This is a genomic window from Lentzea nigeriaca (assembly GCF_016907955.1).
GTDB lineage: Bacteria > Actinomycetota > Actinomycetes > Mycobacteriales > Pseudonocardiaceae > Lentzea > Lentzea nigeriaca.
The window spans coordinates 14,946-28,987 of record NZ_JAFBCX010000009.1 but is presented as its reverse complement, the minus strand read 5'-3'; the positions used below and the strand labels follow the sequence as shown (position 1 = coordinate 28,987).

Annotated in this window: 16 protein-coding genes; 8 read left to right on the top strand and 8 right to left on the bottom strand. The window is 69.3% G+C overall.

Going from position 1 to position 14,042, the window contains the following annotated elements; translation table 11 throughout:
• Positions 1-1,158: an ROK family transcriptional regulator gene (locus JOD27_RS28490; RefSeq protein WP_204765373.1), complete on the top strand. Its 1,158-nt coding sequence runs from the start codon at positions 1-3 to the stop codon at positions 1,156-1,158.
• Positions 1,159-1,220: 62 nt separating this feature from the next.
• Here JOD27_RS28490 and JOD27_RS28485 read toward each other — a convergent pair whose 3' ends face one another.
• The 4 genes from JOD27_RS28485 to ppgK all read right to left on the bottom strand — a co-directional run bounded on the left by JOD27_RS28485 (position 1,221) and on the right by ppgK (position 4,903).
• Complete coding sequence (locus tag JOD27_RS28485) at positions 1,221-1,400, bottom strand: DUF7455 domain-containing protein (protein ID WP_239569355.1); 180 nt, start codon at positions 1,398-1,400, stop codon at positions 1,221-1,223.
• Between the two features lie 422 nt (positions 1,401-1,822).
• Positions 1,823-2,365 (bottom strand): helix-turn-helix domain-containing protein, encoded by a 543-nt coding sequence (locus JOD27_RS28480; RefSeq protein ID WP_204765372.1) that lies wholly within the window; start codon positions 2,363-2,365, stop codon positions 1,823-1,825.
• A gap of 226 nt (positions 2,366-2,591) precedes the next feature.
• Positions 2,592-3,950, bottom strand: a complete 1,359-nt coding sequence (locus tag JOD27_RS28475; protein WP_204765371.1) for an RNA polymerase sigma factor — start codon at positions 3,948-3,950, stop codon at positions 2,592-2,594.
• Between the two features lie 191 nt (positions 3,951-4,141).
• A complete protein-coding gene (ppgK, locus tag JOD27_RS28470) occupies positions 4,142-4,903 on the bottom strand; it encodes a polyphosphate--glucose phosphotransferase (RefSeq protein ID WP_239569352.1) in 762 nt (253 codons plus the stop codon).
• A gap of 116 nt (positions 4,904-5,019) precedes the next feature.
• Here ppgK and JOD27_RS28465 point away from each other — a divergent pair, with 116 nt between their 5' ends.
• Positions 5,020-5,814 carry an inositol monophosphatase family protein gene (locus tag JOD27_RS28465; protein WP_204765370.1) on the top strand — a complete coding sequence of 265 codons (795 nt, stop codon included), beginning with the start codon at positions 5,020-5,022 and terminating at the stop codon, positions 5,812-5,814.
• A 371-nt stretch (positions 5,815-6,185) separates the two neighbouring features.
• On the opposite strand, the gene cei is transcribed toward JOD27_RS28465, so the two are convergent.
• Positions 6,186-6,890, bottom strand: coding sequence for an envelope integrity protein Cei (gene cei / locus JOD27_RS28460; protein ID WP_204765369.1), 705 nt, complete (start codon positions 6,888-6,890; stop codon positions 6,186-6,188).
• 421 nt (positions 6,891-7,311) lie between these two features.
• Here cei and JOD27_RS28455 point away from each other — a divergent pair, with 421 nt between their 5' ends.
• Positions 7,312-7,611, top strand: coding sequence for a DUF4193 domain-containing protein (locus JOD27_RS28455; RefSeq protein ID WP_030464829.1), 300 nt, complete (start codon positions 7,312-7,314; stop codon positions 7,609-7,611).
• Between the two features lie 69 nt (positions 7,612-7,680).
• On the opposite strand, the gene JOD27_RS28450 is transcribed toward JOD27_RS28455, so the two are convergent.
• The gene (locus JOD27_RS28450; protein ID WP_307830368.1) at positions 7,681-8,142 is read right to left on the bottom strand and encodes a DUF3093 domain-containing protein; all 462 of its coding nucleotides are present in this window, start codon (positions 8,140-8,142) and stop codon (positions 7,681-7,683) included.
• A gap of 24 nt (positions 8,143-8,166) precedes the next feature.
• Here JOD27_RS28450 and dut point away from each other — a divergent pair, with 24 nt between their 5' ends.
• Together dut and JOD27_RS28440 are read left to right on the top strand one after the other, a co-directional pair.
• Entirely contained in the window at positions 8,167-8,640 is a 474-nt protein-coding gene (gene dut, locus JOD27_RS28445) for a dUTP diphosphatase (RefSeq protein WP_204765368.1), read from the top strand.
• 3 nt (positions 8,641-8,643) lie between these two features.
• A complete protein-coding gene (locus JOD27_RS28440) occupies positions 8,644-9,258 on the top strand; it encodes a DUF3710 domain-containing protein (protein ID WP_204765367.1) in 615 nt (204 codons plus the stop codon).
• Here JOD27_RS28440 and JOD27_RS28435 read toward each other — a convergent pair.
• Positions 9,255-9,923, bottom strand: a complete 669-nt coding sequence (locus JOD27_RS28435; protein ID WP_204765366.1) for an alpha/beta fold hydrolase — start codon at positions 9,921-9,923, stop codon at positions 9,255-9,257. The genes JOD27_RS28440 and JOD27_RS28435 overlap by 4 nt on opposite strands.
• Before the next feature lie 69 nt (positions 9,924-9,992).
• Between JOD27_RS28435 and JOD27_RS28430 the strand changes: the two genes are divergently transcribed.
• The 3 genes from JOD27_RS28430 to JOD27_RS47250 are packed head-to-tail and all read left to right on the top strand — an operon-like array spanning position 9,993 to position 11,476.
• A complete protein-coding gene (locus tag JOD27_RS28430; RefSeq protein WP_030464824.1) occupies positions 9,993-10,373 on the top strand; it encodes an OB-fold nucleic acid binding domain-containing protein in 381 nt (126 codons plus the stop codon).
• Positions 10,370-11,122, top strand: a complete 753-nt coding sequence (locus JOD27_RS28425; protein ID WP_204765365.1) for a DUF3159 domain-containing protein — start codon at positions 10,370-10,372, stop codon at positions 11,120-11,122. The genes JOD27_RS28430 and JOD27_RS28425 overlap by 4 nt, the downstream gene beginning before the upstream one ends.
• Before the next feature lie 51 nt (positions 11,123-11,173).
• A complete protein-coding gene (locus JOD27_RS47250; protein WP_204765627.1) occupies positions 11,174-11,476 on the top strand; it encodes a hypothetical protein in 303 nt (100 codons plus the stop codon).
• Here the strand turns inward: JOD27_RS47250 and JOD27_RS28415 are convergent.
• Positions 11,416-13,980 carry a helix-turn-helix transcriptional regulator gene (locus JOD27_RS28415; RefSeq protein WP_204765364.1) on the bottom strand — a complete coding sequence of 855 codons (2,565 nt, stop codon included), beginning with the start codon at positions 13,978-13,980 and terminating at the stop codon, positions 11,416-11,418. The genes JOD27_RS47250 and JOD27_RS28415 overlap by 61 nt on opposite strands.
• Between the last annotated feature and the right edge of the window lie 62 nt (positions 13,981-14,042).

Below are 14,042 nucleotides of genomic sequence, written 5' to 3'. Positions count from 1 at the left end.
GTGACAGGACCTACGTCCGGCACTCGTCCAGACGAGATCCGCAGGCACAACAGGACGGCGCTGCTGCGTCGCCTGCACGTCGCCGGACCGTCCACCAGGGCGTCGCTCGCGGCTGAGCTCGGGCTCAACCGCAGCACGATCAAGGCCCTGGTGGACGGCCTCGCCCAAGCCGGTGTGGTGGCCGAACGCGTGCCCGCTCAGCGCAGCGGTGCCGGCCGCCCCTCGTTGCTCGTCCTTCCCCAGCCGCACGCCGGTGTCGTCATCGCGATCGACGTGCGGGTGGAGCAGGTGGCGATGGGATTCGTCGGCCTCGGCGGGGAGATCCTCGGACGGGACAGCTGGAACCTGCATCACCGGACGCGTGATCCGGGAGAGGTCATCACGCACATCGTCGAGTCGGCGCGCCTCATGGCCGACGACCTCGACGTCACCGCGGTCGGGGTCGGTGTGTCGGTGCCGGGTGTCGTGCGGCGCTCGGACGGCCATGTGCACGAGGCGCCGAACCTGCACTGGACCGGCGTCGCGCTCGGCAAACGCCTGGAGGCGGTGCTGAAGCTGCCGGTCCAGGTCGGCAACGACGCGGAGCTCGGAGCGCTGGCGGAGCACGTGCGCGGCGCGGCCAGAGCGTCCTCGGACATGGTCTACATCTCCGCGGACGTCGGCGTCGGCGGCGGTGTGATCCTGTCAGGGCAACCGTTGCGCGGCACCGGCGGCTACGTCGGCGAGCTCGGGCACATGGTGGTGAACCCGCGTGGCCGGCGTTGCTACTGCGGCTGCGACGGGTGCTGGGAGACCGAGGTCGGCGAACCGGCGCTGTGCCGGGCTCTGGGGCTGCCCGACGACGCCCCGCGCGGAGCCGTCGTCGCGGCGCTGAGGGCGTTGGACGACCCGTCGTTGCTGGACGAGTTCGCGGACTGGCTGGCGCTGGGACTCGCGAACATCGTCAACGTGCTGGGACCCGAACTGGTCGTGCTCGGTGATCTCTACACGGCGCTGCCGCCGTCACTCGTGGACTCGGTGGGCGCTGTCGTGCAGCAACGCAGCCTGGTGTCGCGCGCTGTCGGCGGCACGCAGATCGTGACGTCGCCCTTAGGTCGCGACGCGAAGCTGATCGGTGCGGCCGAGCTGGCCTTCGAGCCGGTGCTCGACATCCTCTAGCAAAGCGAAGGGGGCGGAGATCCTCGACAGGATCTCCGCCCCGAGCGGCTAGGTGGGGTGGATCAGCCCTGCTGAATCTCAGCGGCGAGCTCGCGCAACTTCTCACTGTGTGCGCGGGCGTGGTGCCCGCAGAACAGCAGCTCGCCCCCGGACGGGAGAACGGCGCGAACCTGGGCAGCAGCCCCGCAGCGGTCGCAGCGGTCGGCAGCGGTCAACTCGGGGCGGGTGAGTGCTGCAGTCATGATGAATCTCCCTCCGTCCCGGCACCGGCAACGTTGTTGTTTCGGTGCCCTCTTACCAAGCTGCGACCACGGCGCCCCTGGCTGGTGCGCGGTGCTCGCTGGCTCCACTCTGACAGACGTTTCGCCGATAGTCAGTGTTCCCGTGTGCGTGGCGACTCGCGTCACTATGCGATTTACCCGTCTGCAGCAGGTTCACACCTGCGTTCGCCACCGGTTCACCGTCTTGACACGCACGGAGCGCAACCGGAAACCCGCTGGTGGAGCAGCGACTTCGGGCCGTTCGGTCGGTTGCGTGCGACCGGGAGCGTGATATCGGTTGCCTTTGTCCGCCCGCAGCGAACAGGTCACGAACGTCCCACGATTCGGACGCGGCACCGTGATCACAATCCCGGATCGCACGCCTTTGCCGCGCTTCTTGGAGATCAGCTCGCGAGGGCCGCGCTGATCGCCCGTGCGGCGTGCCCCACGGCCTCCCTCATTGCCGTGGCGCTGCGACCGCTGTCGAGCACCGCGGAAACGGTGCCGATAACACTGCTGGACGGCGTGCGCACCGGAGCGCTGACGAACTCCATGCCCGCCGGAACCGTGGCGCCGGGACGCAGCCGGGCGACGTCCTCCGCTCGCACGATGCTCGCCGCGGCGACGAGCACCCGGTCGCGCCGGGGCACCGCGAGGATGGTCGACGTCCTGATCGTCGCGGACAACGCGCGCAGCGGCTGCCGTGCGACCCGCAGAATGCCGGGGGCCGGCTCCCACGCCTGCCCGAGCCGGAACATCTGCGCGCCGATGCGGTAGCGGCCGCGTACGTTCTCGACCGCGCCCAGCACCTCCATCTGGTCCAGAAGGCGGTGCACGGTCGTCTTCGGCATCTCGCAGCGGTCGGCGAGTTGCGTGAGCCCCAGCTCGCCCTCGTCCATCAGCTTGTCCAGCAGCGAGAAAGCCCCTTCGAGTACTGACCTGCCCATGTTTTCAGCCCCCTCGTTCCGATCTCCGGAACTGCCCCTGTGCACCCCTCCGGCACAGCCACACACTGATCGTGTCGCGGGATACATAGGCGGCACATGAGTACAGGGGTACTCATCTTTCGCATGCGTCCGATCACACCTGGTCACGGCGTGCGTGAAACTCCCGGAACAAAAAGATCCCCGCACCGAACCGGTGCGGGGATCTCTGCGTATACCCGAGTAGGGACTAGTCGAGGTAGTCGCGCAGAACCTGCGAGCGCGACGGGTGACGCAGCTTCGACATCGTCTTGGACTCGATCTGGCGGATGCGCTCACGCGTGACGCCGTAGACCTGGCCGATCTCGTCCAGCGTGCGCGGCTGACCGTCGGTGAGGCCGAAGCGCAGCCGGACGACGCCCGCCTCGCGCTCGGACAGCGTCGCGAGCACGGACTGCAGCTGGTCCTGCAGCAGCGTGAACGAGACGGCGTCGACCGCGACGACGGCCTCGGAGTCCTCGATGAAGTCGCCGAGCTGGCTGTCGCCCTCGTCGCCGATCGTCTGGTCCAGCGAGATGGGCTCACGCGCGTACTGCTGGATCTCCAGCACCTTCTCCGGCGTGATGTCCATTTCCTTGGCGAGCTCTTCCGGCGTGGGCTCGCGGCCCAGGTCCTGCAGCAGCTCGCGCTGGATGCGGCCCAGCTTGTTGATGACCTCGACCATGTGCACCGGGATGCGGATGGTGCGGGCCTGGTCGGCCATCGCGCGGGTGATCGCCTGACGGATCCACCAGGTGGCGTACGTGGAGAACTTGTAGCCCTTGGTGTAGTCGAACTTCTCGACCGCGCGGATCAGACCCAGGTTGCCCTCCTGGATCAGGTCCAGGAACGCCATGCCGCGGCCGGTGTAGCGCTTGGCCAGCGACACGACGAGACGCAGGTTCGCCTCGAGCAGGTGGTTCTTGGCGCGCTCGCCGTCACGGACGATCCAGCGCAGGTCGCGGCGCAGCTGCGGGGTGAGCTTCTCCTGCTCCTCCTCAGCACGGCGCACGCGCTCGGCGGCGTAGAGGCCGGCCTCGATGCGCTTGGCGAGCTCGACCTCCTCTTCGGCGTTGAGGAGGGCGACCTTGCCGATCTGCTTGAGGTAGGCGCGGACGGAGTCGGCCGAGGCGGTGAGCTCCGCGTCCTTGCGCGCCTGGCGCAGGGCCTCGGACTCCTCCTCGTCCCAGACGAAGTCGCCCTCGTTCTTGGGGTCCTCCGCCTCCTCCGGCTCGTCCACCAGAGGCTCGTCGACGAGTTCGACGTCGTCGGTCAGGTCCTCGGCACCGGGAGCGCCTTCCATGTCGTCCGGCTCTTCGCCGTCCGCCTTCTTGGTCGCGCCCTTCGCGGCAGGATCGGCCTTGCCGGCCGTCTTGCGCGGGGTCTTCGCGCCGGCGGCCTTGGCGGCGGGCTTCTTCGCTGCCGCAGCGGTCGTCTTGCGCTTCGGCTTCTCCTCGGCCTCGCCGGCCGCGGTCGCCTTGGTCGTCTTGGCGGCGCTCGCGGCGGAGCTGGAGCGTCGGGTTGCGGTTTCTGCGGCTGCCACGTACGCCCTTTCGCGACGGTCGTTCAAGGCAAACCAGAGGGCGCGAAACCTCGGTCGCCAGAGTTCAGGGGATCTCCCCGCCGATCTTGCTTGGCGGGTGTGCGTTCCATTGTAACGACGTCGGTGACTCGGTGTTGCGCCCCGAGGTCGTTCGGGGCGCTCTCACCTGCGTTATCGCAGCTAGATCGAGTCGGACACGTTTCGGTGTCGAACGGGCACTATGGGCGAACGCCGTGCGCGGCGGCCCACGCGGCACCCACGATGCCCGCGTCGTTCTTCAGTGCGGCGGCAACCACTTCGGTACGCACCTTGAGCAACGGCAACCACTTCTGCGCCTTCTTGCTCACACCGCCGCCGGCGATGATGAGGTCGGGCCAGATGAGGTCCTCGAGGACGTTGATGTACCGCGTGACCCGCGGCGTCCACTCCTCCCAGGACAGGCCCTTGTCCTCCTTCACCGACGCGGCCGCGCGCTTCTCCGCGTCGTGCCCGTCGACCTGCAGGTGACCGAACTCCGTGTTCGGGACCAGCTTGCCGTCGAGGAACACGGCGCTGCCGATGCCCGTGCCGAACGTCAGCAGCACCACCGTGCCGTCCTTGCCGACGCCCGCGCCGAACGACATCTCCGCGATGCCGGCCGCGTCCGCGTCGTTCATCACGACGATGTCCTCGGGCTTGCGCTTGAGGCGCTCCGCGAACAGCGTCTGGGCGTCGCAGTCGATCCAGCCCTTGTCCACGTTCGCCGCGCTCAGTGCCACACCGTGCTTGACCACGCAGGGCAGCGTGACGCCGACAGGACCCTCCCACTGGAACTTCTCGACGATCTCGGCGACGACGTCGGCGACCGCGTCCGGAGTCGAGGGCTGAGGCGTGGGGATCCGCATGCGTTCGCCGTCCAGTGCTCCTGCCTCGAGGTCGACAAGGCCGCCCTTGACGCCGGAGCCGCCGATGTCCACACCGAACCCGCGGGTGATGCCCATTCCCCGTGGTCCTTCCTACTAGATCCAGCTGGTTTCGATTCAGAAAACGTGGTGCGCAGACATTAGCCTGACGATGTCCGATAGTCCCGTGCTAGTGACGTAGGAGGGAACCGGTCTTGTTCGACCCCCGGCCACTCGTTGACATCGCGACGGCCATCGGACAGGAAGCAGCCGCTCTTGTTCAGCGTATGCGCGCTTCCGCCGTCGTCTCGTTCGACACCAAAAGCACCTCGACGGACGTGGTCACCGCCGCCGACCGTGCTTCAGAACAACTCGTCCGGACGCGTCTGTCCGAGTTGCGTCCCGGCGAGCCGGTGCTCGGCGAGGAGGAGGGCGGCACGGTCGTCGAGGGGCTGACGTGGGTCGTGGATCCCATCGATGGCACGGTCAACTACCTCTACGGCATCCCCTGGTACTCGGTGTCGATCGCCGCGCAGCTCGACGGCGAGTCGGTGGCGGGCGCGGTGGTGGAGCCGGCGACCGGGCGCGTGTGGACCGCTGCCCGCGGGTACGGCGCCTTCCTGGACGGCTCGCCGTTGCGCGTGTCCGCGACCACTGACCTCTCGCTGTCGCTGCTCGGATACGGGTTCGCGTACCGGCCGGAGCGCCGTCAGCGGCAGGCCGACACCTGGGCCGGGATGGCGACGCGGGTGCGTGACATGCGGCGGGCCGGTGCGGCCTCGTTGGACCTCTGTTCGGTGGCTGCCGGGCGGCTCGACGCCTACGCGGAGCATGCGCTGGGGCGGTGGGACTGGGCCGCCGGTGGGTTGATCGCCGCGGAGGCCGGTGCGGTCGTGCGGTTGCCTGGGTCGTCGCCCGAGCTGGGGGAGGACGCGACGTTCGCGGCGGCGCCGGGGATTGCCGACGCCATGTACAGCGCTCTGGTCGAGTCCGGGTTCGGCAAGGTCTGAGTCACCCTGCGTTGGCAGCGTTGTCGACATGTCTACAACGCTGTTGAGATATAACCGCTGGTCACAGCGCTAATATATTGGTTATGCAAAATACGTTTGCGGACGTCCGCAAACGTATTTTGCATAAGGGGGCCGGTGAGCAGCGGCCTGACGTGGGGGGCATGACGTCGGGTGGGCGGTGGGGTGGGCGCGACGTGGAGGTCGTGCGGGCAGCGTGGAAGCCACGGCAGGCGAATGGATGGCCAAGCCCGGATTCGCTTCCAGTCCGCGCGGCAAGGCCGATCGGTCGGCTGGGTGTTGCCTGTAACGGGGTCGCGTGCGTGCGGAAGATCAAACCGGCACGTGCGACGAAGTGGCGGGTGAGCGGTAGGTCAGCAGGTCACGTCGCGGGCGCCGGCCAGGTAGTCCGCGTTCAGGGTCGGTGGGCTGGCCGCCGCCGCCTGGCCGCCCTGCTGCTCCGGCTGCTGCTCCGCCCACTCCTTGAGCTGGTCGAGCACCTTGCGGGCGTCGGCGTTGGGTTTGACCTCGTCGAACTTCTTGCCGATCGCGATGTCGACGGTGGCGTCCTGGCGATCGTCGCGCACGAGTTCCAGGCACGGTTCGAGTAGTGACACCGTCCTGGCCGCCGCCGCGCCGGGGGCTCCGAAGCGGATCTGGCCTCGGCAGCCCATGTCGCCTGCTGGGTAGATCGGGTCGTTGCCGGGGTCGGCTGCCTGCTTCAGGCCCAGCTCGGTGAACATCGTCGCGACGGCCTTGGCGTGGTTGCGCTGGGTCGAGGCGTTGACGACCTTGAAGTTGACGTCGCCCACAGGGACGGGGGTGGTGCGGTCGAGCGCGTCGTGCTCCAGGACGGTGCCGAGCGCTGGGGGCTCCGGGGTCGACGGGGCGGCTGGATCGGCCGAGGTGGTGGCATGGCTGGGTGTGTTGCACCTGATGGCCGCGTTCACGTCGCCGGCGGCGCCGAGCACCTTCACCCACACGAACACGGAACTGACCAACAGCACCGCGAACAGGACTAGCGCGGGCACGGGCCGACGCCGCTTGTAGGGCGTCAAGCTTCCCGATGCGGGTCCCACGTCCGAAGCCCTCCCCGTATTTCGTCCCCTGTGATCAGCCTAGGCCCTGCCCGGCTGTTGCGCGCCTCGGCGGGAGTAACCCACCGCACCGGCCTGATTGCTCACAGTCAGGACGGTACCGGCCCGGCGTCAGGTTGCACGCCGGGGTTCAGGTGCTCGCGCACAGGGTATCGGTCCAGCGTAGAAAGGTTGTGTCACCCGTCCGGTCGGTAAGGGGTAACCCGATGTCGAGTCACTCGGACAATGAGCTACCCTCTGCGCGCTCCGCACACATGTGGATCAAGCCGACGGTCACGTCTAGGGGGTTGGCTTGCCACCGGGTGAGGGAGACCTACGTCACCTTGACGTGGGGCACAAAAGAGGGCGCTGGAGCGTTAACCAGCGACACGAACAGTCTCCGTAGACCGCAGGGGTGAAGAAGATGGCGACCGACTACGACGCGCCGCGTCGCAGCGAGGCGGACGAACTCGCTGAGGACTCCCTCGAGGAGTTGAAGGCCCGGCGGAACGAGACGCAGTCCGGCGTCGTGGACGTCGACGAGGACGCGAGCGCGGAGAACTTCGAGCTGCCCGGCGCCGATCTGTCCGGTGAGGAGCTCACGTTCAAGGTCCTGCCCAAGCAGGCCGACGAGTTCACGTGCTCGAAGTGCTTCCTGGTGCACCACCGCAGCAGGCTCGCCGAGGACAACAACGGCGTGTACATCTGCCGCGACTGCGCCTGAGTCCGTCAGGAACAACGTCAGACAAGAAGACTGGGCGCTCACCCGCACGGGTGGCGCCCAGTTGTGTTCTCAGGACTTGATCGCGGCGACGAGCTCTTCCGGCCGCCGCGTGCTGATCATCCAGTAGGGCGTCGGGTCGGCAGGGTCGTTCACCGTCACCCGTACGAGCGGCTTCACCCAGCCGCGGGTCACCACGTACGCCGCGGGATCGAGCTGCGGGCCCATGGCCTTGCGCCGGTCCTCCGGCGCGATGATCTCGACGTCGCCGAGCAGGTTCAGCGGGATGTGGGCGTCACCGGCCTTCAGCTCACCGCCGGACACCTCGACCTTCGTCGACCCCATCCGCACGATCAGCACGACCGTCAGCGGCAGCAGGATCACGTACGGCAGCCAGGACCGCACACCGGGGAAGCCCATGTGCACCTCGGCGGCCAGCAGCCCGGCCGCCAGCAGCGGCAGCGGCCAGATCCACGGCGTCACGTACAGGCGCTCGCGGAAGGTCGTAGTGGCGGTCACGGCAGTCTCACTCACGTCGTCAGGGTAATCTCGGCCGCCGTGTCCAGCGTCGAGGTGTTGCTGACCCGGCTCGATCCGGGGGTTCCCGTGCCCGCCTACGCCCGTCCCGGCGACGCGGGCGCCGATCTGGTCACCACGTCGGACGTGGTCATTCCACCAGGTGAGCGCGCGGTGGTCGGCACCGGTGTCGCGATCGCGCTCCCGATGGGGTACGCCGGGTTCGTGCACCCTCGTTCCGGACTGGCCGCGCGAGTGGGGCTGAGCGTGGTCAACACGCCCGGCACGATCGACTCGGGCTACCGCGGTGAGATCCGCGTTTGCCTCGTGAACCATGATCTGCGGGAGCCGATCGCGCTGTCGCGCGGCGACCGGATCGCCCAGCTCGTCGTGCAACGCGTCGAGCACGCGGTGTTCCGCGAGGTCACCGAGTTGCCGGAAACGGAACGCGGTGCGGGAGGCTATGGCTCGACCGGCGGGCACGTGGTGCTCGCCAGCACGCAGACGGAGGGGTAGTTCATGTTCGGAAGGCGCCGCAAGCGCGGTCGTCACTCCGCGGGGGCGGTCGACACCGGTCCGGAGCACGACGAGGTTTTCGACGACGTCGAGGGCCCGTGGGACTCGACGGTGGCGCCCCGTGACGACGTGCAGCGGCTCGACCTGGGATCGGTGCTGCTGCCGATGCCCGACGAGGCCCAGCTGCAGGTCGAGATGGACCAGCAGTCCGGTTCCGTGCGCGCGGTGCACGTCCTCACGCCCGTGGGTCAGCTGACGGTCAGCGCGTTCGCCGCGCCGAAGTCGGGTGGCCTCTGGAAGGAGGTCGGCGCCGAGCTGATCGCAGGCCTGAAGGAGGACGGCGCGCGCATCAACCGCGAGAACGGCGAGTGGGGCGAGGAGATCACCGCGCGCAACCAGGGCGTGCAGATCCTCTTCGTCGGCATCGACGGCCCTCGCTGGATGCTGCGCGGTGTCGCCGCCGGTCCCGAGGAGCACTTCGAGCAGAACTCCGAGGCGCTGCGCGAGATGCTGCGCGGCACCGTGGTCGTGCGCGGTGAGCAGCCGATGCCGCCCCGCACCCCGCTGCCGGTCGAGCTGCCGGAAGCGATCGCCCGGCACATCCAGCAGCAGGGCTAGCGCGTCTCCTGGCGTGCCTGCTGCCACGCCCGCACCGCGCGCCCCAGTGCGCGCGGGTAGGCGTCGAGTGTCGTCGTGGTGAGCACTGCGCGCGGGAGGGCGTCCGCCCACTCCCGCGCGATCTCGATCGGGTGCACCGGGTCATCGGTGCACCCGACGATTCCCGTTGGCACGTCGAGGGTTTTCAGCTCGTCGAGCGTGGGTGCCGGGTGGTCCGCGGCTTCCTCGAGGTGCGGCACGAGCTGGTCGCCGTAGCCGCGCCACGCCCTGCTCAGCTCGTCGCGCAGCCAGCCGGTCGTGCCGCTCAGTGCCGTGTCGAGGCCCTGACCGGTGACGATCTCCGCGCTGACCCTGGCCGCCTGGGCTGCGGGCGCGCCGTCCGGTGCGCCGGTCCATGCGGGCAGCGCGAGGATCAGACCTGCGCACTTCTCCGGATTCCGCACGGCCCACGACGCGGCCACGTGCGCGCCAAGTGAGACGCCACCCACCACGATCGGGTGGCCTGTGAAGGCATTTTCGAGAGCCGTCAACCGTTCACTGAGTGTGCGAACACGTGGAGCGGTGAAAACGGCGCCGACCTGCGACAACGGCTCGGCGAACACGGAACGGACAAAAACCTCGTCCGAGGCGGTTCCGGGCAGGAGGACGACAGTCTCGACAGGCACGCCCGAGATTGTCGGTCCTCCTGCGTACCCTCACTCACAGACGGTCCACACCACGGGGCCACTTGAGCAATGCAGGAGTCGGGGATGAGCGGCTATTGGCGCCGCTTGGTGCGTCGCTTGACCAGCGACGTCGCCGAGCTCGACGCGGACGACCTCTCGCGAAAAGCGGAGGCCGTCGGCGCGGTGAAGGCCTGCGACTGCAAGTCCGGTGAGGAGGTCACCGTCCTCGGCAGGCTCCGCAGCGTGGAACTCTGTCCCCGGGACGCGGCCGCCACGCTGGAAGCCGAGCTCTACGACGGCACCGAGGGCGTGACCCTCGTCTGGCTCGGCCGCCGTCGCATCGCGGGAATCGAGCCTGGTCGGACGATCAAGGCCCGTGGCCGCATCGCCGTGCGCGACGGGCGCAAGGTGCTCTACAACCCCTATTACGAGTTGCAGAACGCTTCATGACTTCAGCTGAGACCGAAGAAAAGCAGCCCACCGTCCTCGAGCAGATGGGCGGCGTGAGCGGCATGCTCTACTCGTCGCTGCCCGTCGTCGTCTTCGTGATCGTCAACTTCGCCGCCAAGAACCTCATGGCCGCGATCATCAGCGCCCTCGCCGCCGCGGTCGTGATCGGCGTGATCCTCGCGGTCCGCAAGGGCACGATCCAACCGGCGATCTCCGCCGTGTTCGGCGTCGGCATCGCCGCGTTCATCGCCTACAAGACCGGCGAGGCCAAGGGTTTCTTCCTCTTCGGCATCTGGCAGAGCGTCGTCTACGGCAGCGCCTTCCTGCTGTCCATCATCGTGCGCTGGCCGCTCGCCGGCGTGATCTGGACGTTCCTCAACGGCAGGGACCGCTCCTGGCGCGACGACAAGGCCTCGGTCCGCGACTACGACATCGCCACCTTCGTGTGGGCGCTGGTCTTCTTCGCGCGCTTCGTGGTGCAGCGCTGGCTCTACGACGAGGACCAGGTCGGCTGGCTGGCGGTGGCACGTCTCGGCATGGGCTATCCGTTGATGGCAATCGCCCTGCTGGCGACCGTCTGGGCGGTCCGCAGGGCCGACAAGCGCCTGAAGGCGGCTGAAGAGGCCGCGGCGGCCGAAGCCGAGGCGGAGGAAGTGCTCGCTCGTACGGCCGACGACCTGTTGACGCCGGACATGGACGAGCTCAAGCGAGTCGTCGACGCCGAGGCCCGCGACAAGTCCCGCGACTGACCCGTCGGGACCTTCGGCGCCTGTCCGTTCGACAGCGACGGCGCCCAGGACCTGCTGGACTCCCTCGCCGCCAGGCCGGCAGAGCAGCGCGCCGACGTACTCGGCGCGCTGCTCTGCCGGCCTGGCGGCGACCCCGGCTGCCTGGGCAGCGAGGTCTTCGCGGACGAGGTGGTCGCCGCTGTGGCCGTCATCGTGGCAGGCCTTCCTCGTGTCCCGGCTGGTCGATCTGGCGTCGGCCGCCCAGGAGACGGTGCGGCGTCTCTCGGAGGCGCTGCGGGCCGGCTGAGGCGCCGTCAGCGCGGGCCGAGCACGGTCCGCAGTTCGTCGCGTCCCGTCACGCCGAGCACGCCGTAGATCGCGTGCAGATGGTTGTCGACCGTGCGCTTCGAGGTGTGGAGCTTCTCGGCGATCTGCTGGTTGGTCAGACCGGAGGTGGCCAGGCGGGCCACCTCCACCTGGCGGCGGGTCAGGTGGGTCAGGCCGTCCGCGCGCAAGACCGGGGTGCGGACACCGTCGAAGTCGCGCATCAGCAGCGCCTGCCGGGCCGAGGCCTGGGAGGCCGCGCGGACGTTGTCCTGCGTGCGGTGCAGGCGGGCGGCGGAGGCGAGGGCTTCGGCGGCGTAGAGAGTGGCGCCGAGGCGCAGGAAGTCCGTCGCCGTGGCCTCCAGCACGGTCGGTGAGGCGTGCGCGAGGGCAGTGGCGTGTGCCGCGTAGGCCGACGTCATCGGGTCGTCCATCGTGGACGTGAGGGCCGCCAGACGAAGTGACGTGTCGACGCCGAAACGGGCCGCGTCGTGCAACGCCATGGCCTCGCAGCTGTGCACGCCCAGTTCGGCGCACTCGTCGGCGGCCGCCATCGCCGCGTCGGCCGCGCCACGCACGTCGCCCGCGGCGGCGAACACCCAGGAACGTGCCAGCGATACCGTCGTCCCGGTCAGCCGCCACGCCGGGCGGCGGGCCTCCTCGGCACGGGCCAGGGCGTCCCAGGCCAGTTCGGCGTCGCCGCAGAGCGCCGCGGAGCTGGCCAGGCTCGCCAGTCCGATGGTGTCGAAGATCAGGTGGTTGTCGGGGGTTCTCGGACAGGCCTCGCGGGCCAGCCTCAGGGCCTGGGAGCCGTGGCCGCGCATGCGCGCGCAGAACGACAGAAGGCTGTAGAGCGATGTTGTGCCGGTGAAGTCCAGCTCGTCGAACGACTTGTCGTACATCTTCAGGGCGAGGCTTTCCGCCTCGCTGAGGCGGCCGCTGAACGCCAGCGCGAAGCAGCGCAGGCGCGACGCGCTGGTGTCGGGCCAGACCGCCGGTTCGTCGTCGAGCGCCAGCGCCTCGGCCTCGCAGGCGGAGGTCTCCTCCTCGACCTCGCGATACCGGCCCGCGTGCAGAAAGCACGTCGCCCTGATCCGTCTCAGGGAGACGGACAGGTGCGGGGCCACGGGCAGATAGCTGCTCTCAAGAACCGAGGTCACGGGACCGCGCTGTGCTGCCTCGAGGATGCGGACCACCCGCAGCCAGTCCCGCAGGTCCACGGGGAGATCTGGGACGTCGACGGCGTCGAGCACCGCGGCCGCGGCGTCCGCGTCACCCAGTCCGAAGTAGAGGTTCAGCGACCGGGTGGCGCCGAGGCGGCCCAGGTCCGCTGGCGACAACGAACCGCGCATCACGTCCGCCAGGATGGCCTCGGCTTCGTGCGGCGCGCGGCCGTACATCAGCACCTCGCCGAACACATGCCCGACCCGTCCCAGCCCGCCGGCCTCGACCGCGGCCCGGCACAGGCGTTCCGCGAGCGCCACGTCCTGGGCGGCCCACGCCTGCTCGGCCGCCGCCGCCAGCAGGTCCAGCGAAATGGGCGAGCCGCCGTCCAGCCGCCATGTCGCGATGCGCATCAGGTCTTCACGGCGACGCGCACCCGTCGCCTCCAGACCGGCGGCCAACGCCCGTTGGTGCGCCTGCGCACGCAAGGCGGGGCATGTCGCGCGAAGCAGGCTGCCGTACAGCGGATGTCCCAGCCGCACGACGGTCCGCCGCCCCGACGACTCCACCTGGATCAGCGCGCGGGTCTCGAGGTCGTCGAGCGCCTCCTCCCGCACCAGCGACGCCAGCAGGTCGAGCTCCACCGGCTCGGAGTAGGCGAGCAGCTCCAGCGCCAGCCGGTGCGACGGCTCCAACCGGCCGAGGTTTTCCTGCACGAGCTCGCCGAGCCGTCCGCCCAGCTCGATCGCGCCGTGCCACGACCAGATGCCGTTGACCGCGCGCAACGACCCCAGCGCGCGCCCAGACACCACGAGTTCCCTGAGATACAACGGGTTTCCCGCGCTGCCGGACCACAGCAACGTCGACGACCGCGAGTCCACCGGCCCTTCCAGCGCGCGTTCCAGCAGCTCGTCGGACTCGGCCCGGGACAGGTCACCGAGCGGGTACCGCTGCAACAACCCCTCCTGCCACAGCTCGGTCGTCTCACCGGGCCGCGAGGTCACGAGAACCCGCGCATGCCCCTCGCGGATCACGTGGTGCAGCAACGCGATGGACGCGTCGTCGAGCAGATGCGCGTCGTCCACCACGATCGCCAACGGCTGCGGTTCGGCCAGAAGCTGCTCAACGGCACGACCGAGCGGGTTGGCCGTGCGCATGTCCGCGGGCAGCATCGCGGCCAGCGCCCCGAACGGGATCGGCGACGTCGCCACCGTCGCGTAACAGCGCCGCACGGTGAATCCGGTCTGCTCCAGCCGCGCCACGACCTCGTCCGCGAGCCGGGACTTGCCCACCCCTGCGGGGCCGACGAGCGCGGCGCCGTTGCCGTTCGGTTCGGTGAGCGCGGACATCACGTCCTGAAGCTCTCGCGTCCTGCCCACGAACGGCCACACAACTCGCAGTGTGCCCAAGTCTTCGTCGGGCGTGTACACAGTTTCGTCCGAGTCGGAGAAGG

Excerpts from the sequence above, each read along its gene's own strand:
- JOD27_RS28425 (WP_204765365.1), top strand. The coding sequence starts at position 10,370 with ATGACTTCAGCTGAGACCGAAGAAAAGCAGCCCACCGTCCTCGAGCAG.
- JOD27_RS28485 (WP_239569355.1), bottom strand. The coding sequence starts at position 1,400 with ATGACTGCAGCACTCACCCGCCCCGAGTTGACCGCTGCCGACCGCTGC.
- JOD27_RS28480 (WP_204765372.1), bottom strand. The coding sequence starts at position 2,365 with ATGGGCAGGTCAGTACTCGAAGGGGCTTTCTCGCTGCTGGACAAGCTG.
- JOD27_RS28440 (WP_204765367.1), top strand. The coding sequence starts at position 8,644 with ATGTTCGGAAGGCGCCGCAAGCGCGGTCGTCACTCCGCGGGGGCGGTC.
- JOD27_RS28455 (WP_030464829.1), top strand. The coding sequence starts at position 7,312 with ATGGCGACCGACTACGACGCGCCGCGTCGCAGCGAGGCGGACGAACTC.
- JOD27_RS28430 (WP_030464824.1), top strand. The coding sequence starts at position 9,993 with ATGCAGGAGTCGGGGATGAGCGGCTATTGGCGCCGCTTGGTGCGTCGC.
- ppgK (WP_239569352.1), bottom strand. The coding sequence starts at position 4,903 with ATGGGCATCACCCGCGGGTTCGGTGTGGACATCGGCGGCTCCGGCGTC.